A 19,104-nucleotide genomic window follows, 5' to 3' on the forward strand; every position below is an offset into this window, starting at 1 on the left:
ATCTGAATAATCTGGCCAGTAACTCTCCCTATAAGTTGTCCATTTGAACGTTTAAAGTTCATCGCTTTTGATGAACCTTTGTACCTAATGGCAAATTTGCCATAAACATTAAACGCTGACGGGTGTGACCGATATCTTCCAGGATATGATCATCACAGCTAAGCAGAGCTAATAATGTCTGTCTGCGCCGATAGGCTGCATAGCAATCCCTCAATGTCTGAATACATCGCAGTAGATGTCGTTTTGCTAGAGCTTTTTCTTGTCTAGGTCTCGTTACAATGGCTGATTGCTTGGTCATCACACGGTCATCTTTAGGCATAGCAATGTCCCTTCTTCTCACAATTAATTTCCCACAGTATTTATGGTTAACAACAAACGATTGAGTCGCGTTCCTTGATTAGATGATGATTTTTATTCATTGTTTAATCAAACTAAAAATACTAAACTCATCGTTCAGAAAAACTTAAGGGTTGTCACATGGCTTTGCTTGCAAACACGCCGCCATTATTAGAGTTCGATTTATTAAGATCTTTTGTAGCAATAGCAGAAAGTGGCAGCTTTACCCGTGCGGCTAAGCAGGTTTTCCGTTCTCCTGCTGCTGTTAGCATGCAGATTAAACGTCTTGAAGAAACACTGGGTAAAAGCTTATTTATTCGCGAGGCGAGGCTGGTTCGTTTAACTCCGGAAGGAGAGTTATTACTCAGCTATAGCCGTCGTTTACTCAAATTGAATGAACAGGCAGTAAGCCAGTTTATTGCCCCACCTATTGAGGGAACGGTCTGTTTTGGTTCACTAACAGATATGGCGGTTGGCATATTGCCAATGGTATTAGCTCAGTTCGCGCGTTCTCACCCAGCTGTCGCGGTAAATGTCATCGCAGGTAGCAGCACCGAGTTGTTGCAGCGCTTAGATAGAGAAGAGCTCGATATGGCTTTGTTTACTGCTGGAAATATTGGTCAGGATCCAACTCGTGGAGAGATTGTTTCCACTGAATCGTTAATTTGGGCTAACCGTAGTGGAGGGCTGGCTGCTGGGAAACACCCTTTGCCTATCGCTGTTGCCAGTCATGGTTGTTGTTGGCGCGCAATGGCGCTCGAAGCTCTGGATAAGCAAAGCATTGATTACCGTATCGCTTATACTTGTGACTTTAGTGCTGGCATGTATGCCGCTATGGAAGCCGATCTCGCCATCGCGGTTATGCCACAAAGCCATCTGAGAGCGCCCTTTGTTCAAGTTGATGGGAGCCATGGTTTGCCTAAGCTTGGTGAGTATCAGTTACGATTTGAACACCGTAAGGACTTAGGTTCTGCGGGCAATGTCTTAGCAAGTTATATCGTTGATGCCTTGAAAACTCAGATGGTTTAGCAGATAAGCGCGACGGCTCTGATGAGGCCATTGAATTTACGAAGTATTTTCTTCATAAAGGCATCTTAAATCTTATTCATGCTCATCAGCTCACTTCAGTAAACACAATTACCTAGACACGTAATCGAAATGTTCATCGGCCCCTTTTGTATTAAGTAACTATTGGGATGGCTGCTTGGATACCTTCGCGGTTACGCTTGGCTTCCAGTTTAAGCCCTATAAGCTGTTATTGATTATGCTTAAATTGCAGCGCGACTAAGCGTTGGTATAAGTCGCAGCTTTTCATTAACGACAAGTGATCGCCGGTGTTGACTAAACGGCCTTGATCTAATACCGCAATTTGCTCGGCATGCTGAATGGTTGCAAGGCGGTGTGCAATAATTAAGGTGGTTCGGTTGCGCATCAATTCTTGTAAGGCTTGTTGCACATGGTGCTCACTCTCGCTGTCTAATGCGCTGGTGGCTTCATCGAGTAGCAATATACTGGGGTCTTTTAGTATGGCTCTGGCGATAGCGATACGCTGGCGTTGGCCACCAGAAAGCCTTACTCCCCGCTCTCCAAGGTGGCTTTTATAACCTTGGGGTAAGTTCATGATAAACTCATGAGCATGCGCCTTTTTGGCGGCTTCAATCACTTGCTGGTCGCTAGCTTGCGGGTTGCCGTAACGAATATTATGAAAAACATCGCTACTAAATAACGCAGGCTGCTGTGGCACCAATGCCATTTGTTGGCGCAGCGCTGTTGGATCTAGCTGGCGAATATCGATGCCCCCAAGCGTGACCTTACCGGATTGAGGGTCGTAAAAACGTTGCAGTAGTTCAAACAGGGTGGTTTTACCTGCACCAGAGGGGCCAACTAGCGCCACCACTTTACCTTGTTCGGCAGTTAAACTGAGTTGCACAGTGGCCGCTTGATCGGGCCGCGAAGGATAGTGGAAAGACACCTTGTGAAATGCGACTTCGGCCGCTAGCCCCGCCGTTGAGATAATATTTTGGCTCGGCGCTACAATATGACTGTCGACTTGGAGTATTTCTATTAGCCTTTCTGTTGCCCCCGCGGCGCGTTGCAACTCGCCTAACACCTCAGAAATAGTTGCCAAGGAAGATGCCACCATAATGGCGTAGAATACAAACGCGGCTAAATCACCGGCAGACATGACGCCGTTTATTACATCGCTGCCGCCAACCCAAAGCATTCCTGCTATGGCACTAAAGACAATCAGAATCACGCCAGAGATTAAAATGGCGCGTTGTTTTACACGCTGGCGACCTATCTCAAAAGCCTTTTCTACTTGGTTGGCGAACAAGGCTTTTTCTTGGGCTTCGTTGCTGTAACTTTGTACGGTTTTAATGTGCTCTATTGCTTCGCCTGCGTAGCTTCCTACATCGGCCATAGAATCCTGGCTTTGGCGTGACAAGGCTCTAACTCGGCGTCCATAAATCAATATAGGCACCAGAATAAAGGGCACCGAGGCTAATACGATAAGGGTAAGTTTTATGTTGGTGGCAAACAGCATGATGATCGCGCCCACACACATTAATGCGCTGCGCATCGCCATTGAAAATGAAGAACCAATAATGCTTTGTAGCAAGCTGGTATCGGTCGTGATGCGAGACATCATGTCGCCACTGCCGTTGGTTTCAAAATAACTGGGGTGCAAAGTAATCACATGATTAAACACCGCCAGCCGTATATCGGCACTCACGCGCTCACCCACCGAAGACACCAAATAAAACCGAAAAAATGTGCCTATGGAAATAAATACCGTGAGCGCAAGAATAAATTTAATCGCGCTCCCCAGCTCTTGCAGCGATTGTTGGGCAAAACCTTCATCAATCAAAATTCGCACCCCATATCCTACCGACAGGGTGAGCGATGCGGTAAACATTAGCGCCAGCAGTGCCGCGGTTACTCGGCCTTTGTAGGGGCGAATGAATCGGACTAACTCAAACAAAATACGCAGGTTTTTGTCTTTTGCTGCGGTGTTCGTCTGTGCTGTTTGAGTGCTTGCATTGGTGGTTTGGGTTTGCATTGCTACGCCTTTATATGACCCAGATACAGAATGAAGATTACACTGCGGCTTAGGCAGCAAAGGTTTAATTTTATGGCTTTATCATATAGCAATGGGGCCATTGCCCCCAATAGCAAGCCTTAGCTCCGCAGAGTTGAAGGATTCATTACTTGAAGAGCCCCAATACACGCTTAAGTTATCGTAGTTCTGGGGATCAACGAATAGCCAACGGCTAACTGCAAGCGGTTTGGCTAAGGCATGCCTAGCCACTGCCGAAGCAATAAATAACACCCCTAGTTTAAATGTCCATCGTCGCCTTTGTATTGACTAAGCATTGGAATGGCTGTCTGGTTATTTTTCCGAACACGCCCTGTGCAGAGCCACATGTAGGGTATTGGTAAGCTTAGATACCACTAGCTAGTCGATTAGGTGGATACGCTATCCTGTTTTAACTTTTAGTTGGCATAAAACTTTTTCTAATAGAAATGGTTGGATCTTTGGGTAGGTCAAGTTAGCTGGCATACGATTAAATGACTTTACTTCTGCAGTTTCAAAATCTAGTGAATCACCATAACTGTGAATTTCTGCGAAAAACAGCCCGCCAAAAGTAGTGGCGTCTTCAACGCTTACGGAGTAATTGCAGATTTCAAGAATAGAAAAATCTTTTGCCCCTGTTTCTTCTATAAGCTCTCGGCTTGCCGCCTCAAAAGCGGTTTCCCCGGTTTCAATATGTCCACCGGGGGCTTCCCAAGTATTCCTATTTTGATGCCTTACATAAACAAAACCATGCTGATCTTTCGCAATAATTACCGAAAATTTTAAGTCTACAGAGTTATCTAATTCGTGAAATTTAACTACCATCATTTGTCCGTTGGTTTAATGGCCGCCCTATGCGGTGGCTTTGTCGTTGATTGCTTTGTGGTAGTGTAGCGTTAAGCCGCAGAACGAGCGATGGAAAAGTCGCTCGCCGTATGGCAACTTTAAAAGACGCTTTTATTTGATAAAGAGCCCAATGCTGCTCACTCGTTCTATATCCGACCGGACTTAGCAATGGTGGCGCAAAATCAGAAGCCACCACTGGAATACTAAGGCTTGTATTTTAAACGTTTCAGAAAATGCCTTGTGCAGAGCCATATGTAGGGTTGCTGGTAAGCTTAGATACCACTGGCTAGCTGTTGATTGCTTCAATTATCAAGGATATTTCGCCAATAATAGGGTTGGACTTGCTCCAGTGTTTTGACTTGCCATTTTCGATTATCTTCTAAATTAGGGACCGCTATTTCTACAGTTTTACCCCACATAGCCAATCGCTCTTGGCAGGTTCCGCAAGGAGTAAGTATTATAAATTCATCTTCTGGCGTCGAACGAGATACACACACAGAAGCTGTAACTCGCAAATTTAAACGATTAGCCTCGCAATAGGCGCCAGTCTCATGACATAAATTTGCTATTTCATTTGGACAATCAAAACTAACGCTGGTTAATATCTTACCGTCTTCTGTATAAACAGCAGCCGCTCCCGCATAACCCGTTGGGAAACGTTCAAGGGCTTGTGTGATTGCGGCATCGACGAGTTTTTGATCTAGTTTCATAATTAATTACACTTAACGCCTTGTTTCGTGTCCGTTTGAGTCACTTAAGTAGGCCCTGTATGGGCATCAACCAATGAGGTGAAAGTCTTCTATAAGAAGCTCACCAATGAATAACTATTTTTTGATTAAACGCTAAGGGCTCGCGAATGGCAAGCGCATTACGGTGAGGGTATGTCTGAAGCAAGCCGGACGCCTTTTTACCTAAAGATTTATCTAAAGAGAGGGCGAGCTGATGAACAAAACATCATATGAGGCGTAGGCTGAAGGCTAGTTGGCACCAGACTTTGAGCTTCTGTGATCAACGACTCGTGTAAATGGTGCTGCCGTACAGAGACAGTGCATGTTCCTGTTTTTTGATGAAGAGTGAGGGGCTTGCGCCGCCTACTCGTTCTGTGTCCGACCGGACTTAGCAATGGTGGCGCGAAATCAGAAGCCACCACTGGAATACCAAGGCTTGTATTTTAAACGTTTCAGAACACGCCCTGTGCAGAGCCACATGTAGGGTGTTGTGGGGGCTGGAGGATAGACACCTTCGACTACCCGATTGAGTGCATGCTCTATCTACAGACAGTCACTGTAGATAGAGCATGCACCGAAAATTGTTAAAAACCAACTTGAAGGTAGAGCAAGAAGAAAGTAGATGATGCTTAAAGGTCTGCTACTTTTTAGGAACTGTAAAGCCGTTGCACCTATGAATGAGAAAAGAGCTAATACGCTATAGGCAATAAAAGCTGATCTAAAGTTGAAGCCATATGCGAACGGCAACCAAGTAATAATTGGCAGAAATGGCGCGACCACAACAACTAAATACAATCCTAGCTTCTTGTTACTTGGCTAAAAGTGGTTAAAGATTATGGCCATGGTTTTAACGCGATGCTTGGCCGCGAACAAAGCCATGATGCAAGCCGAAGCTTAGCCTGCTCTGCGAGATCGGGGAGCTCTTTCTAAACAACTTGAAGGTCGATATGGCTTACTAGACTTGACTCGATTTGCAATTGTCGCAAATACATTCAAGCTCGAGCTGAGGGCTAAGAAGATGGTAGCCAACATCTTTTGCGCGAAGCCCTATTTCGTCGATTAGATGCTGGGGAATGGTGATTTCTTTCACCTGTTGGCATTCTCGACAGATCAGAAACTGGGAAATTTGATGGTGACATTGGTCGTGAATATGCGAGCAGGCAACAAATTTGTTTTGCGAACCTAGTTTATGAACTAACTGATGTTGCTCGAGAAATTCAAGGATCCGATATACCGACATGGGCAGCATAGACTGCTCGGTTTGTTGGTTATACAGATCGAGTATTTCGTAGGCCGACAGTGGCTTGTTGGCGTTTAGCAATACCCTAAGGATCTGCTCTCGTTTTACGGTTAAGCGAGCACCGGAGTCTTTGCATCGGCTTATCGCACAACTCACAATGGCTTCATTTTTTTGTTGCGTCATAGTGACCTTAAATTATCTGTAAACCAAGCTAACTCGCAAAATCTAAACTTAGTAATAAGCGAGGATAAAGCTCATTTGAGGTGGGCGAGCGGTGGAACAAACCATGCTCGCTATCGTCCTCCCAACCTTGTCCTTTTAGCAGTGCAACGGCAAACAAAGGAATATTATGAACCGCAGGTGCTTCTGTTGGACTGCTTGAGCCGTTACGGCTTGCTAAATCACGGTATTCTGTGCCTGCACCTAGGTAGCTGACCAGTAACCGACATGGTACCTGATCACAATGAAATTTAGGACACATGCTTTGCTCAAGTTTGACCAAACGCAAACCGATATGCTCCAGTTCGAACAAACAGCTGAACATGTCGCAGATGAGCACCAGATCTTCAATCAGAGCTGCACGTCCTGGCCCCGCAGGTAACTTCTGGCTCATATAGTCCGACACTTCGCCAACGCTTAGGCGGGCAGTGATCCCCCGAAACATGCTGTGACTGGCAACCAGCGTTTGTGCATAGTCGAGAATGTCTGAGTCGGTATCGCGCAGCCACACCGTAAGTTCGCGTTTGCTGTCATAGATTTCGGTTAATACCTCGGGGGTGTTTGCTTTACTGGTCAGCGTGTCGCTGATTTGCGCATTCATTGTTTCAAGCCCGCTTTCGATTGCCGTTCAAGATCTAGGCAATGCTGGAAGCCAAGCCCATGGGTGATTGGTTGTATGTGGATGATTGGTTTTTTGGCAAACGTGGGATAGTTAAATATCAAGGCTTCATCCTCTTTACTTTATGATTGATTGAATGATATGTTACATCGTAACATTATGTAAAGAGATGGTGAAGTCATGCATTTTTATTTTCACGGTATTATTACTCGGCTATTCCCTTTTGTCTTGCTGGCGATTGGCCTGAGCGTATTGACTTACTGGGTCGCTTAAAGCATGCAAGCAATCATTTCTATGGATCATTTAAGCATTGGTTATCAACCACATCAGCCGATTGTGAGCGACTTAAATGCTGCTATTCCAAACAATGGCATGTTGGCATTGGTTGGCTCTAATGGCGCAGGAAAGTCTACTTTGCTTAAAACGTTATTGGGGCTGATTAAGCCCTTGAGCGGTCACTTGAGTTATCAGATTAATCCACGACAAGACATCGCATATTTGCCGCAGCATTTAAGTGTAGAACGGAGCTTTCCGATCGACCTTAAGGCCTTTGTGAGTACTGGCTTGTGGTCTGAAACAGGTTGGTGGCGTTCGATGCGGCCTTACCAGCAACAGGTGCAACAAGCACTGGCACAGGTGGGCATTGAAGATTTAGCCACCAGGTTACTAAGTGAGTTGTCGGGTGGCCAGCTGCAGCGAGCTTTATTTGCTCGCATGTTATTGCAGCGCAGTAAGCTGTTACTTCTCGACGAACCCTTTAATGGCGTAGATGAACCTACGGTTGAAGTGCTACTACATCAGCTTAAATGCTGTCAGCAAAATGGTGCCACAATCGTGGCTGCAGTGCATGATCTTGAGTTGGTGAAGCAGCACTTTGAACACTGTTTGTTGTTTGATGCTGGTGGCATTACGCAAGGTCGTAGCCTGCAATTATTCAGTTCAAGTTGCTCTGGGCAGGCGGATCATCCGCTGCAGGAGTTAGCAGGGTTTACGCCTAACCAGCCATTATCGGGAGCAGAGTATGCTTGAGTTGAGCGAGATACTTTTTGCCCCGTTTATTGACTATCAATTTATGAGCAGAGCGCTGTTAGGTTGTGCAACATTATCGCTGGGCTCTGCGCCGATCGGGGTATTTTTGATGTTGCGTCGTTTGAGTTTAACTGGCGACGCTATGGCTCATGCAATCCTGCCTGGTGCTGCCTTGGCTTATTTAATGTGCGGGCTTTCCGTGTTAGCTATGACCATTGGCGGTTTAATTGCGGGTTTGCTGGTGGCCATGTTAGCTGGCGCAACCGCGCTCAAAACCAATAGCAGTGAAGACAGCACCTTAGCCGCCTATTATTTAGGCTCGTTAGCCTTAGGGGTACTGTTAATTTCAGCCAAAGGTAGCAGCATCGACCTGCTGCATGTGCTGTTTGGCACCGCGCTAGCATTAGACAATACCGCGTTAACGCTACTTTTACTGATCTGTTTGTGCAGCCTGCTCATCCTCACTCTTATCTATCGGCCACTGGTTCTCGAATCATTAAACCATGACTATCTGGATGGCTTTGGCAAGAGCGGAAAAATTGCACATTTGGCATTTATGTTTTTGGTGGTTGCGAATCTGGTCGCTGGTTTTCATGCCCTTGGAACATTAATGGCAGTCGGTTTAATGATTTTGCCTGCCTGTATCGCGCGATTTTGGACCCGTAAGCTCGAACCCATGTTGTTACTGTCGATAGCACTGAGTATCAGCGCTTGCTGGGCTGGCTTATTGTTTTCCTATTATTTTGGCTTTGCCACGAGCCCTAGCATTGTTCTTTTACTCACCGTTGGCTATTTGCTTTCGGTAATTTTTAGTCCACAAAATGGTTTGTTGATGCGTCATCAATGCAAGCAAACCCCTGCCCATCAACATAAGGATATGCAGTTATGATTCAGAGATACCTTGTCACCGTATTCATTTATTTTTCTATATTTATACCGACCTTAAGTATTGCCGCCCCAGTGAAGGTGGTGACTAGCTTTAGTGTGTTGCAAGATCTTGTTCAGCAAGTTGGAGGTGAGCAAATACAACTCACGAACCTTGTGGGTGCCAACGGTGATGCCCATGTCTATCAACCGTCGCCTGCAGATGCGCAAGCCGTTGCAGAGGCCGATTTATTGGTCGTGAATGGTTTAGGCTTTGAGGGATGGATGGATCGTTTGGTTGGATCTTCAGGATTTCATGGACTAAAAGTCACCGCATCGGATGGCATTCATGTGATTCACCTTGAGCATCATCAAGATGGAGACAGTGAGCACCAAGAGCATCACCATGGAGACTTCGACCCCCATGCTTGGCATAGCGTGGTGAATGTGCGTACTTATGTAGAAAATATTCGTCATGCTTTAGTGACCGTGGCACCGCAGCATGAGGCTTATTTTAAGCAAAACGCTGCACTTTATCTAAAGCAACTGACTCGATTGCAAACTGAGCTTAAGGCGCAAATGTCGCAGATCCCAGAAGATCAACGTCAGGTGATTACTTCACACGATGCTTTCGGCTATTTGGCTCGAGATTATGGCTTTCACTTTACTGCACCGCAAGGCATGAGCACCGAGTCGGAAGCTTCAGCGGCTGAGGTTGTCGCTATTATTAAACAAATTCGTCAACAACATATCAAAGCGGTATTTGTCGAAAATATTTCAGATCCTCGTTTAATCAAACAGATCGCACGCGAGACTGGCGTGAAGATTGGTGGCGAATTGTATTCGGATGCTTTATCCGCAAAAGATCAACCCGCCGCAAGTTACATTTCGATGATGAAATATAATGTAAGCACCTTGGTGAATGCGCTTCGCTAGTGATGGTAAGTGGTTTGAATTATGAGTCATATTTGATACTTAAGTCCTGAATGAAGCATTTGTGTTTGAGTCTCTTTAATCAAAACTTGGGTATGGCGCATTTAGGTGCATCTATCTTGATTCTGTTGGGCTAGTGCGGTCAGCGAATTGAGCACTTGCCTTAGGGGAGGCCTATTTTGCGCAGAGCCTTTGGTATTGGGAGGGCGTTTGTTTAAGCCATCCTTTAAAGGCTCGGTTAAAGTTTGACAGGTCGTTATAGCCGCATAACCAAGCCGTTTCAAAGGGGGATACGCCTTCACGCAACAGTGTTTTGGCGCGAGTGCATCGCGCCTCATCTCTTAATCGACGAAAAGTTAAACCCAGTTCGGTGAAATGTCTTTGCAAAGTTCGTGGTGAGCTGCCAATAAGCAGAGCTAACCATTCAACATTAAACCACGGTAATACAGCATAGGTATGAATCAAAGCATCCAGCGTTTGCAGCCAATGGGATTGTCTCGCTTGTAACTCAACGGGTGTGAAGTTATCCGGTAACGGAATTTCTAAGGCGCCAAAGGGATAACTAAAGGTGAAAGACGTCGCGCGAAAAGAGGCCGGAAGATTACTTGCCAAATGACTTGAGATACTCATAAAAACTGAGGCGGGCTGCCAGTCTTTCCCACAATAGATTCGGCACAAAGAAAGTAAAGCGAAAGCGCGAAACCATTCGGTTTGGTCATAGCCCAAAGCCGATGGGTGGTATGCCCCGCGATGACATAAAAACCATTTACCATCGATTTTTTCTGGCCAAATCACCACATGGTTATTTAAGGTGGGCATCAATTCGATTAAGCGCTGAACAGCTTGTTCTAAACGCTGACACTTGCTTATTTCTAAGTGTAGATTGGGGGAAATTTGTTCTAAGGTAATTAGGCGCCCAACTTCCAGACCAACGCGTTGGTTGGTATTTTGCATCATGGTATTGATAAATCCCATTGCTTGATGGCTTGGGATCCAAGATCCGCTTTGGCTCATATCGTCAGGAAAACGATAGCGTTGGGCTACGCTTTTCCATTCTATGCCCTTGCGCTCAAAGTAATCGATAAAGGGAAGCAGGTTATTCAAATTGGTAATATTGATGTTATTTGGCATTCCTTGCTCTCTGATGATATTCCTTATGACCAAGGTTTATCTTATAGGATATAGACTAGAGAGCAATATATGCAGTTCAGGTGCTTTTTAAGGGCGTTAATTCTATCGTGAATATCGATGTTTGATGTCGCTCTGCAGCGTTAGCGGATTGTTTGACTAAAAGCTATCCCTGCTTTTAATCCGCCAATGCCTTAGAAGTACACTTTGTAAAAGGCCCAAGCAACCGTGTCATTAATCTCAATTTTTTGATTGCTCGACTTCATATTGCCAGAGCTATGTTCAATTTTGAATTGTCCCCAGCGTTTACCATCGCTCGACAGTGGGGTTCCTAGAGTTATTGATGTTTTTAAGCTTGAAGTGGTAATGTCGCCGTCCATATAAGTATATTCAGGAGAGAACATTAAGTAAGTGCCGTCTGCACCAGGCTTCCAAGAGAAATAAGCAGCAGCCATACCCCCGAGGATATTATTATCAGTTTCTCCCATCATCGCGGCAAAGTCTTGATCATATTCACCGGCTAAAACCCCGACGCGACCAAAAATGGTGAGATTTTTTACATTTGGTTTAAACATTGCCACCGCGCCTACAGCTAGGGTTGTAAAGTTTTGGTTGTCGATTAAATCCAGTGAGGCTGCTGCGGTTGGTACCAAGGTGTTTCCCACATTAAATACATGGAAATACTGTAGTCGGCTATCATTATAATTTCCGTCTCGATCCATGCTCCCTTCAAGCGTTCCCATTGCCATCTGGCCATTTTTAAGGCCAAAGCCTACTGAACCTGATAGTTTCACATCTCCCTGATTACTCATTCCTATGTAGGCAGAGGTATTCACGGCTGTAAGGTTGGAAGGGTCAACTTTATCTTTAGATTCAGCTGCGTGACTGAGGCCAATGCTCGAACATAGTAAAGTGCTGGTTAAGATGGTTTTAGTGAAGTTGTTCATATTTGTGCTCCTGTGTTTATCTTGAGCACACTATAAACATTGGCGATTTATCGATATAGGTCACTTTGCGCCAGATATGTGTTGCTGGGACTGAGAGGCTATTCGGCGCATCAAGCTGGCAGCATGAATGGTTATTTTTGGAGCGGGCTGCACGATGAGTCGCCAAGGCATCGATACTGATGAGCTCTGTCAAGCGCACTGGATAAGCTTTGGTCTCATTACTCGTGCCGCACTTCGAATGTTCGATCTCTGGTTCTAAGTGGGCCATCAAATGTAGTTATTTGAATTCAATTTTGGTTTGCCTTGGGTGGAAAAGGCTTGGGTTTAAATCAAGAGTGATCGCAAACAAGGCCATCAAGTTTGGCTAAATTGCATCGAGAACTGAGCATAAAGCCTGTTATTCACTTGAGTTTTAATTTGTTTTGATTACTCACTCGTTTCTGATTTGCCAGTCTACGATTGGCCTTGTGGAAGGCTCTGTCTCTTTGTTATCTATGGGACAGTGCCTTATCAGCTATGAGTTGCTATTCAAGGTATTTTTGTAGGTATATTTCGAGTGTCGATCGTAGGAGTTAGGGCTTGCTTAGACCGCTCAAGTGGTTTAAACGTTATGGGTGAGGTGTGAGCCCTTTCGCTCATGGGGGGATGAAGGATGCGGTTTGAATCGGTGTTTTACTTCATTTATCGCTATGGTTTCGTGTTGCCGATATCAATCACTTTCGGCAACAAGCTTACCCAAGCAAGGTCGGCGCGGTTAGTATTTCCATTCCATGCCTAACATCACACGGTGATTATCACGCGTGCCTGTAATGTTTCGCTCATATTGTGAGTAATTATATTCAAGCCCCAACATGAGGTCTGGTTTAATATTCCAGAGCAAGTTGAGTAGACCATACTGGCTGGAGGTAAAGGTATCGATGGTCGATGTATCTTGCCAATCGAGCGCGCGACTGGCGACTCTTCCATAAGCCAGTACTGACTTGAGATCGGGACGCCAATAGCGTGTATAAGAGGCCATAACACTATGAGTGGTTCGTAAGTCTAGTGTTTTCTCGGCTGAGTTCCAACTGCTGCCTGTGTTCGACAGACCTAACAGGTAGCGGTCGGTGCCTTGCCCTGTGTAGGCGAGTAATGAAACTTGGTCTCTGGGTGTGGGGGACCAACCTCCGGAAAGTTGAACGCCATAGCCTAACTTGCTAAATTCTGTTTGTTCGCTCGCCAGACGAACCTCAGTGAATGCACTACTTGCTCTGAGCCAACCATGCTGATGTGTCCATTCCAGCCCGATGATTAAATCGGGTGATGAGCCGCTGTTGTCTATCGCATCTTCGCTGCTATTTTGGATATCACTATTGGTGCCATTTTCAAGGGCAAGATCATATTTAAATGCCCCCTGGGTTTGCGACCAACGAACCATGGTTTGGCGTTTAAAGACCACGCCACTGAGGGTGGGCTCGGCTAACGAGAGCGGGTAGTTACGCATGTCCATAAAGGTTGACCAAGTTTGACCAGCCAAAATCTGACTATTGTGCCATTGCCAGCTCAGATAGGCCTCACGTAGTCGCGGTGACATACTGGCATCATTGTTCGCATTAAAGTCCATGGCCAGTAATGACTGAAGGTGGCTGCCGTCGCGAAAAGATTTGACAGCCGCGAACTTAAATTGTGATAGAGACGCATCTAACTTGGTATCGCTGTGATGACTTTTTCCATACAAACTGTTGGCGGGAATATTAATACCGACACCCGCGGCGTCACTATCATGAGTGATGATGGTTTTTATTGAGCCGCCAAACTGATAATCAATGTCAGAGGCAAGGCAAGGGGTGCTTGCCAATATCAAACCATAAGCGAGGGGAATTAGTTTGGTTTTCATATGAAATCACTTGAATGATTGAACAATACTTAAGCAAGACCGCCGTGCTCCACCAGCTCAGTCAAAAAGAAGTGCTACTCCTCAACACAGGAGCGTGTATAACGAGGAATAACACTGAAACTAATTTGGCGGTTTCTCAATGAAACCGCCATCCGAACTCTAATGACCAGCAAGTACTTTAGCGGCGGAACGCATCAGCGCAGGTGCTTTATTTTCACCAAAACCAGAGTGGTAAGGGTTGGTTGAGAACACGACACCGACAAAATCACGGTCTGGATCGACATAGATGAACTGCCCTAAGTTACCGCTTTTAGACATCGCGCCATCTTCGAAGATATAATCGAACTGATATGAGTTGTAAGATGCCTTTTCATTAAATGCATGTAACGAGCTAGCTTCTTTAGTGGTTCCGGCAAATGCAGTTTTATCGCCATTGTTATGGATCCGGTCGAGCATTGCTTGCGAAACGATGGGTTCGTCTGTGACCGCGCTCCAGCTTGGCGTAAATAGGGTTCCCCAGCGAGCCATATCTTCCAGCGTTGTGGACACCAAACCAACGGCGATAGCCATACCATCAGGTGTTTGGTTAATCAGCATGGGCTGGCGTGCATTCACTTTCGACCAGACCCGGTCTTCGAACACTTTTGCCCATGTGGTGCCTTCGATATTCTCGATCATCTGGGTGAGAACAATGGTATTCATGGATGCATAACGGAACTGCTTACCGGGGGCATCCCCTTCAATTTTTTTGGTATCTCGAGCGACATCTATCCAGCTTTCATGTTGACCCGTTGAGAAACGTGGAGAGCCAAATGCAGAGGCAAAGAAACGCACCACGGGTGAGTCTGGATTCATGATGGATGCTTCGGTCTCTTCATTGTCTAAACCTGTTGCATGATTCAGCGCGTTGAGCACTGTCACTTGATCCCATACTGTGCCTTTTAGCTCGGGGACATACTCCGTGATGATTTTGTTGTGATCGATTTTCCCTTCTTCGGCGAGCATCGCGACCACGGTCCCAACGGTGGTTTTGGCTGCCGATGCCCAAATGTGTCGGTCCGTTGGTTTCATGCCTGGGTATGCTTCATAGACAATTTTACCCTTGTGGATCAACATAAATCCTTGGGTACGGAATTTAGGGTCTGCAAGGTAGTCTTGCATAGTCATTTCACCCTTGCTTTCGGTATGTACGGTCAGCTGAGCCAGTTCGGGATGGAGCTCTTTAATCAGAGGTTTGTAATGCTCACTGGGAGATGCAACAGCAGTAGGCATGAATTCGCTCATATGCATGTTGTAGTATAAGGCGTGGTCGCCCCCCATTTGCCAGTGGAAGTTGTTAAACTGAGCTCGCGCAGAGTCTACAAATTCATTTGAAAAGGATTGTGGGGCAGCTTGTACCGGTAAAGTCACTTGTGCGCCCTCGGCTTTTAAGGCCGCTGTAACGGGGTTCTCAACAGCTTGTACGACACCGCTAAGAGCAAGAGAAGATAAGATTAAGGCGATTGGTTTAAGTTTCATGATGTTGTCTCCTGTGTTTGTGTGGGACTAATATACGAAACAGCCAATCCGGTTTATAGGTCACTTTACGCCAAGTTGCCGATCCTTAAGCCAATTATTAGCGACAGGCTTTGATAGCCGCTTAGTGGCTAATAGGGGGGAAGTCGGTGCTAGGTGCGGTTAAAGCATGTTAGGGCTTGCCAATTGTTGCTATTAAGGCGCAGGCCTTCAGCGCGATTAGATTTAACTATGAGCGGATGTTTGATTTGCTAAGTTTGATTAAGCGTATGGACGGATTGCTGTAGGCCTTATGGCCCCGTTTGCTGGCCGCGATGAAACAAAAAAGCCCCCGCGAAGCGGAGGCTTGTTGAATTGAACGGCGAAGCGCTTAATTAGGCTTTAAACTGTTCTGGAAGTTCTGCGATGTAAACTGCAGGAACACCTTCAAAATCACTGGTAAATAATACCCCGTCATCATTTGGCGTAAATGATGGGTGAGGGTGAGTGATTTGACGGTCGCCGCCTAATACTTCCCAAGAGGAGTTGTGCTTGGCCAACTTCTTAAAGCTCTTGTTTTTGGTGTTCATCACGTACAAGAAGGGGTCGTTCTCGATGTCATAGCTGTCGCCATCGGCAACATCTACTGGTGCATCACAACCGTCACCAACCATCAGTGAGCCATCGAAGTTGCTCATTAGGTGTGAACAAGGTGGCATCACCATTACTTCTTCATTTTCTAAGGTCTCAGGGTTCGCTTGGTAGATCACCCGGTCGGTTTGTCCTTTGAAGTAAGACACGTAGCCCATGGCGCTGCCATCGGGATACCAGAATTCATGGGTACAAGACTCGCCTTCCGCGTGTTCTTTGACTTTACGAACGTTACTGCCGTCTTCATTAACTAACCACATGCGTGCGTCAACAACGTCGTGCGGACCTTCGTGGCAGAAGCCAATCGTTGAGTCATCGAACGGACGGTAGATAGGGTGACCTAACCATGCGTCGGCTTGGTGAACAACGCTCACATCACCGGTAGTAATGTCAACTTTAATCAGGCGACAAGTTGGATTGGTGAAATAGAAGTCGTGGAACATTTTCCAGTCGGTTAGGGGAGCCCAGCAGCTTTTCAGGATCTCAATGCCAACCAGCTTGGTGCAATCGCTATTGGCAACCCAAGTGCCGTAGCCTTTCCATTTATCATCAACGGTGTAAACCACAGTTTCTTCTAGTGTTTCAAGGTCAACCTTCATTAGGTTAAGCTCGTTCTTCACATAGAACATTGCTTTATCGTCGTTGGAAACAAAGCCGCCAAAGGTATTATCGCCAGCACCTTCGGTTAATTGAGTTGCTTTTTGAGTCTCTAGATCCGCCAAGTAGTAGTTGCGATTACCATCAAAATCACCTGCAAATAACAGTTTTTTACCATCTTGAGTAAAGCACTTCTGGTAGAAGTAGTTACGATGACAGGTGATATCTTTAGGAGTTAATCGAGTCACTTTTACTTGGGTATCACTATCTAGAAAAGATTCAAACTCTAGTGTGACGACGTTGCCTTTAGCCATAAATATATCTCCGATAGAGTAAAGGCTGCACTCATACGATAGCAGCCAGTAAATGAAATCATAGAATTATATTGCAGACACCGCAGTCGGTTGTTTCACATCCAACTTCGCGCTCTTCTTCAGGGCGTAGCCCACTGCAAATATTGCTGCCGCACAGGCCAAGAAGAGTAGGCGTCCCCATAATGGATTTGGAATGAATACCATTAGGGTTAGACCAGCTGCCATATAAATTACCAAGCTGCCCAGTTTTGCACGTTGCATCCGATCAACAATGTCTTGTCCTTCTTCTGCGATACATTCCCGGTCTACATCTTCGAAGAAGTCCTTAGTTGTCGCAATATAAGGGTCTTTCGCTTCATTGTAGAATAAGGTTGTGATGCAGAAGAAACCAGCGGTGAAGATCAAGTGTGCTGCAATCGTAATAATGGTGCGTAGTTCGCCTGCTTCACGACCGGTAATGCTATCGATGCCGAACCAAGTGGCTACAAACTGTGGTGTGAAGATTTCGACCACAGACCAAGAGACCAACATACCCACAACAACCGTAGCCCAAGGAGCCCACTTCGGTGTTTTACGAATAATGATACCGAGGAATAAGGGGACTAGGATCGGTGATTGGAGTAGCGTGGCGACTTGCATCATTAGGTCGAATAAGCTTAAGTGCTTCAATGAGTTGAAGAACTGAGCCATCAAAATAACCAAGACACCGTTGACTAAACAAGCGATTTGACCCACACGTAGTAGCTCTTTGTCGTCAGCTTGTCCTTTACGAACAATGGTGGAGTAGAAGCTACGTACAAAAATACCTGAGTTACGGTTAAGCGCCGAGTCCATCGAGGACATTGTCGCCGCAAATAGACCTGCCATGAGTAGACCTACGGTACCTAAAGGCATGGTTTCTCGAGCGAATACCAGATATACCGCATCGCGAGCCTTCGCCCCTAACTCTGGGTAGGCCGCGGCCGCATCGGGATATAAAATGGCTGATGCCCATGGTGGAATAAACCAAATAATAGCGCCAACAACCATCATCACGAGCGCCATTAAAGCGGCTTTGCTGGCGTTCTTAGAATCTTTAGCATTTAGAAAACGGTAAGACTCCTGCATATTGTTGATACTTTGTAGCTGTTTCACCACGAAGAAGATGAAAGTACACACTAATAACAGCGGGTAGTTCATATCGGGGCCCATAATGAAGCCTCCGGGGAATTCGTTGATGATTTCGCCTGGGCCGCCAACGGCATAGAGCGCAACGCCTGCACAGGCGATAGAAATCACAGCGACCACTAAGGTTTGAATGAAATCAGATGCGACCACACCCCATGCACCACTCAGCAATGAAATCACCAATACTGCTGCACCAGTGACGTAAATAGTGGTGATAATGTCGGCATGGAACACTGCTGAAGCAAAAACCCCTAAACCATTCAGCCATACGCCAGCATTAATCACGCTCAAAGGAATGATTACCCAGGTGAAGAATTGCTCATTGGTTGAACCATAACGACGTCTAACGCCTTCGGTTGGGGTGTCGACTCGCATTTGGCGAAAGCGACGAGCAAAATAGAAGTAGGCAAAAACATAGGCGACCATGTTGCCGATAAATACCGCGAGTACCGCGAAGCCATCGTTATAGGCTTTACCAGCCGCACCGGTAAAGGTCCAAGCTGAGAACTGAGTCATGAAAGCAGTTGCTCCCACCATCCACCAAAGCATTTTACCGCCCCCACGGAAGTAATCGCTGGTACTGTTACTTGCCATTTTTTTGAAGATTAAGCTAATCGCAACCATTAGTGCAAAGTAGCCTGCAATGACTAAATAATCATATGTCATGGTTAAATCCTAAACGCTAAATTAATTGCAGGCATTATAAGGTAAAAAAGAAAACGGTATTTGATAAAAATCGAAACATCGGTTCATTATTTGTGTTTTACGCTTAAAGTGTGATCTTGATCACTGTGCGCCTGCTTGCGATTATTTTCGATTTTACCTCTCATTATTTAGTATTTTATCCCCGACAAACCGTTGTTGTGCCTTGAAGGCGGGTACTCGTTTGCAAATTAGTCCTCCAAGGATTTGCCTTAGAGTTCGATCTGGAACTCTGTTGAATTTCAAAACAGCTAGGTTATTTCATCACAGACGTCGTGTGGTGTTTTCATTTAGCTTGTATCGGTTATCTAAACTGCGCTTGGAGCTGTTCTCTGAGT

At 45.8% G+C, this 19,104-nt stretch carries 16 protein-coding genes; 4 read left to right on the forward strand and 12 right to left on the reverse strand.

Annotation, left to right across the window (positions count from 1 at the left end; all coding sequences use genetic code 11):
* Positions 1–58 precede the first annotated feature (58 nt).
* Positions 59–319, reverse strand: a complete 261-nt coding sequence (locus tag ACRRSY_RS02865; protein WP_432464320.1) for a DUF1127 domain-containing protein — start codon at positions 317–319, stop codon at positions 59–61.
* Positions 320–477: 158 nt separating this feature from the next.
* On the opposite strand from ACRRSY_RS02865, the gene ACRRSY_RS02870 reads away from it, so the two are divergent.
* A complete protein-coding gene (locus ACRRSY_RS02870) occupies positions 478–1,365 on the forward strand; it encodes a LysR family transcriptional regulator (RefSeq protein WP_432454675.1) in 888 nt (295 codons plus the stop codon).
* A 226-nt stretch (positions 1,366–1,591) separates the two neighbouring features.
* Here ACRRSY_RS02870 and ACRRSY_RS02875 read toward each other — a convergent pair whose 3' ends face one another.
* From ACRRSY_RS02875 to ACRRSY_RS02895, 5 genes are all read right to left on the reverse strand, one after another.
* Positions 1,592–3,397, reverse strand: a complete 1,806-nt coding sequence (locus tag ACRRSY_RS02875) for an ABC transporter ATP-binding protein/permease (protein WP_432464321.1) — start codon at positions 3,395–3,397, stop codon at positions 1,592–1,594.
* A gap of 417 nt (positions 3,398–3,814) precedes the next feature.
* On the reverse strand, positions 3,815–4,240 hold the full coding sequence (locus ACRRSY_RS02880; protein WP_432454673.1) for an NUDIX hydrolase: 426 nt from the start codon (positions 4,238–4,240) through the stop codon (positions 3,815–3,817).
* Positions 4,241–4,560: 320 nt separating this feature from the next.
* Positions 4,561–4,968, reverse strand: a complete 408-nt coding sequence (locus ACRRSY_RS02885) for a cytidine deaminase (protein ID WP_432454672.1) — start codon at positions 4,966–4,968, stop codon at positions 4,561–4,563.
* Positions 4,969–5,941: 973 nt separating this feature from the next.
* On the reverse strand, positions 5,942–6,409 hold the full coding sequence (locus ACRRSY_RS02890) for a Fur family transcriptional regulator (protein WP_432454671.1): 468 nt from the start codon (positions 6,407–6,409) through the stop codon (positions 5,942–5,944).
* Positions 6,410–6,437: 28 nt separating this feature from the next.
* Positions 6,438–7,046, reverse strand: coding sequence for a DUF1826 domain-containing protein (locus ACRRSY_RS02895; protein WP_432454670.1), 609 nt, complete (start codon positions 7,044–7,046; stop codon positions 6,438–6,440).
* Positions 7,047–7,340: 294 nt separating this feature from the next.
* Here ACRRSY_RS02895 and ACRRSY_RS02900 point away from each other — a divergent pair, with 294 nt between their 5' ends.
* The 3 genes from ACRRSY_RS02900 to ACRRSY_RS02910 are packed head-to-tail and all read left to right on the forward strand — an operon-like array spanning position 7,341 to position 9,893.
* Positions 7,341–8,093 carry a metal ABC transporter ATP-binding protein gene (locus ACRRSY_RS02900; protein ID WP_432454669.1) on the forward strand — a complete coding sequence of 251 codons (753 nt, stop codon included), beginning with the start codon at positions 7,341–7,343 and terminating at the stop codon, positions 8,091–8,093.
* The gene (locus tag ACRRSY_RS02905; protein ID WP_432454668.1) at positions 8,086–8,982 is read left to right on the forward strand and encodes a metal ABC transporter permease; all 897 of its coding nucleotides are present in this window, start codon (positions 8,086–8,088) and stop codon (positions 8,980–8,982) included. The genes ACRRSY_RS02900 and ACRRSY_RS02905 overlap by 8 nt, the downstream gene beginning before the upstream one ends.
* Positions 8,979–9,893 (forward strand): metal ABC transporter substrate-binding protein, encoded by a 915-nt coding sequence (locus tag ACRRSY_RS02910; RefSeq protein WP_432460866.1) that lies wholly within the window; start codon positions 8,979–8,981, stop codon positions 9,891–9,893. Before ACRRSY_RS02905 ends, ACRRSY_RS02910 begins: the two co-directional genes overlap by 4 nt.
* A 171-nt stretch (positions 9,894–10,064) precedes the next feature.
* On the opposite strand, the gene ACRRSY_RS02915 is transcribed toward ACRRSY_RS02910, so the two are convergent.
* From ACRRSY_RS02915 to ACRRSY_RS02940, 6 genes are all read right to left on the reverse strand, one after another.
* Positions 10,065–11,021: a helix-turn-helix domain-containing protein gene (locus ACRRSY_RS02915; RefSeq protein ID WP_432454666.1), complete on the reverse strand. Its 957-nt coding sequence runs from the start codon at positions 11,019–11,021 to the stop codon at positions 10,065–10,067.
* 191 nt (positions 11,022–11,212) lie between these two features.
* Positions 11,213–11,965: a hypothetical protein gene (locus tag ACRRSY_RS02920; RefSeq protein WP_432454665.1), complete on the reverse strand. Its 753-nt coding sequence runs from the start codon at positions 11,963–11,965 to the stop codon at positions 11,213–11,215.
* A gap of 754 nt (positions 11,966–12,719) precedes the next feature.
* Complete coding sequence (locus ACRRSY_RS02925) at positions 12,720–13,841, reverse strand: DcaP family trimeric outer membrane transporter (protein WP_432464322.1); 1,122 nt, start codon at positions 13,839–13,841, stop codon at positions 12,720–12,722.
* A gap of 159 nt (positions 13,842–14,000) precedes the next feature.
* Positions 14,001–15,359, reverse strand: a complete 1,359-nt coding sequence (locus ACRRSY_RS02930) for a serine hydrolase domain-containing protein (protein ID WP_432464323.1) — start codon at positions 15,357–15,359, stop codon at positions 14,001–14,003.
* 371 nt (positions 15,360–15,730) lie between these two features.
* Positions 15,731–16,897 (reverse strand): oligogalacturonate lyase family protein, encoded by a 1,167-nt coding sequence (locus tag ACRRSY_RS02935; RefSeq protein WP_432454662.1) that lies wholly within the window; start codon positions 16,895–16,897, stop codon positions 15,731–15,733.
* A gap of 66 nt (positions 16,898–16,963) precedes the next feature.
* Positions 16,964–18,730: a sodium:solute symporter family protein gene (locus ACRRSY_RS02940; protein WP_432454661.1), complete on the reverse strand. Its 1,767-nt coding sequence runs from the start codon at positions 18,728–18,730 to the stop codon at positions 16,964–16,966.
* Positions 18,731–19,104 lie beyond the last annotated feature (374 nt).

The organism is Agarivorans sp. QJM3NY_33 (assembly GCF_050870865.2).
Lineage (GTDB): Bacteria > Pseudomonadota > Gammaproteobacteria > Enterobacterales > Celerinatantimonadaceae > Agarivorans.

Coding starts and splice junctions, on each gene's coding strand:
- ACRRSY_RS02905 (WP_432454668.1), top strand. CDS start 8,086: ATGCTTGAGTTGAGCGAGATACTTTTTGCCCCGTTTATTGACTATCAA.
- ACRRSY_RS02915 (WP_432454666.1), bottom strand. CDS start 11,021: ATGCCAAATAACATCAATATTACCAATTTGAATAACCTGCTTCCCTTT.
- ACRRSY_RS02870 (WP_432454675.1), top strand. CDS start 478: ATGGCTTTGCTTGCAAACACGCCGCCATTATTAGAGTTCGATTTATTA.
- ACRRSY_RS02930 (WP_432464323.1), bottom strand. CDS start 15,359: ATGAAACTTAAACCAATCGCCTTAATCTTATCTTCTCTTGCTCTTAGC.
- ACRRSY_RS02875 (WP_432464321.1), bottom strand. CDS start 3,397: ATGCAAACCCAAACCACCAATGCAAGCACTCAAACAGCACAGACGAAC.
- ACRRSY_RS02940 (WP_432454661.1), bottom strand. CDS start 18,730: ATGACATATGATTATTTAGTCATTGCAGGCTACTTTGCACTAATGGTT.
- ACRRSY_RS02925 (WP_432464322.1), bottom strand. CDS start 13,841: ATGAAAACCAAACTAATTCCCCTCGCTTATGGTTTGATATTGGCAAGC.
- ACRRSY_RS02935 (WP_432454662.1), bottom strand. CDS start 16,897: ATGGCTAAAGGCAACGTCGTCACACTAGAGTTTGAATCTTTTCTAGAT.
- ACRRSY_RS02865 (WP_432464320.1), bottom strand. CDS start 319: ATGCCTAAAGATGACCGTGTGATGACCAAGCAATCAGCCATTGTAACG.
- ACRRSY_RS02880 (WP_432454673.1), bottom strand. CDS start 4,240: ATGATGGTAGTTAAATTTCACGAATTAGATAACTCTGTAGACTTAAAA.
- ACRRSY_RS02890 (WP_432454671.1), bottom strand. CDS start 6,409: ATGACGCAACAAAAAAATGAAGCCATTGTGAGTTGTGCGATAAGCCGA.
- ACRRSY_RS02900 (WP_432454669.1), top strand. CDS start 7,341: ATGCAAGCAATCATTTCTATGGATCATTTAAGCATTGGTTATCAACCA.
- ACRRSY_RS02885 (WP_432454672.1), bottom strand. CDS start 4,968: ATGAAACTAGATCAAAAACTCGTCGATGCCGCAATCACACAAGCCCTT.
- ACRRSY_RS02910 (WP_432460866.1), top strand. CDS start 8,979: ATGATTCAGAGATACCTTGTCACCGTATTCATTTATTTTTCTATATTT.
- ACRRSY_RS02920 (WP_432454665.1), bottom strand. CDS start 11,965: ATGAACAACTTCACTAAAACCATCTTAACCAGCACTTTACTATGTTCG.
- ACRRSY_RS02895 (WP_432454670.1), bottom strand. CDS start 7,046: ATGAATGCGCAAATCAGCGACACGCTGACCAGTAAAGCAAACACCCCC.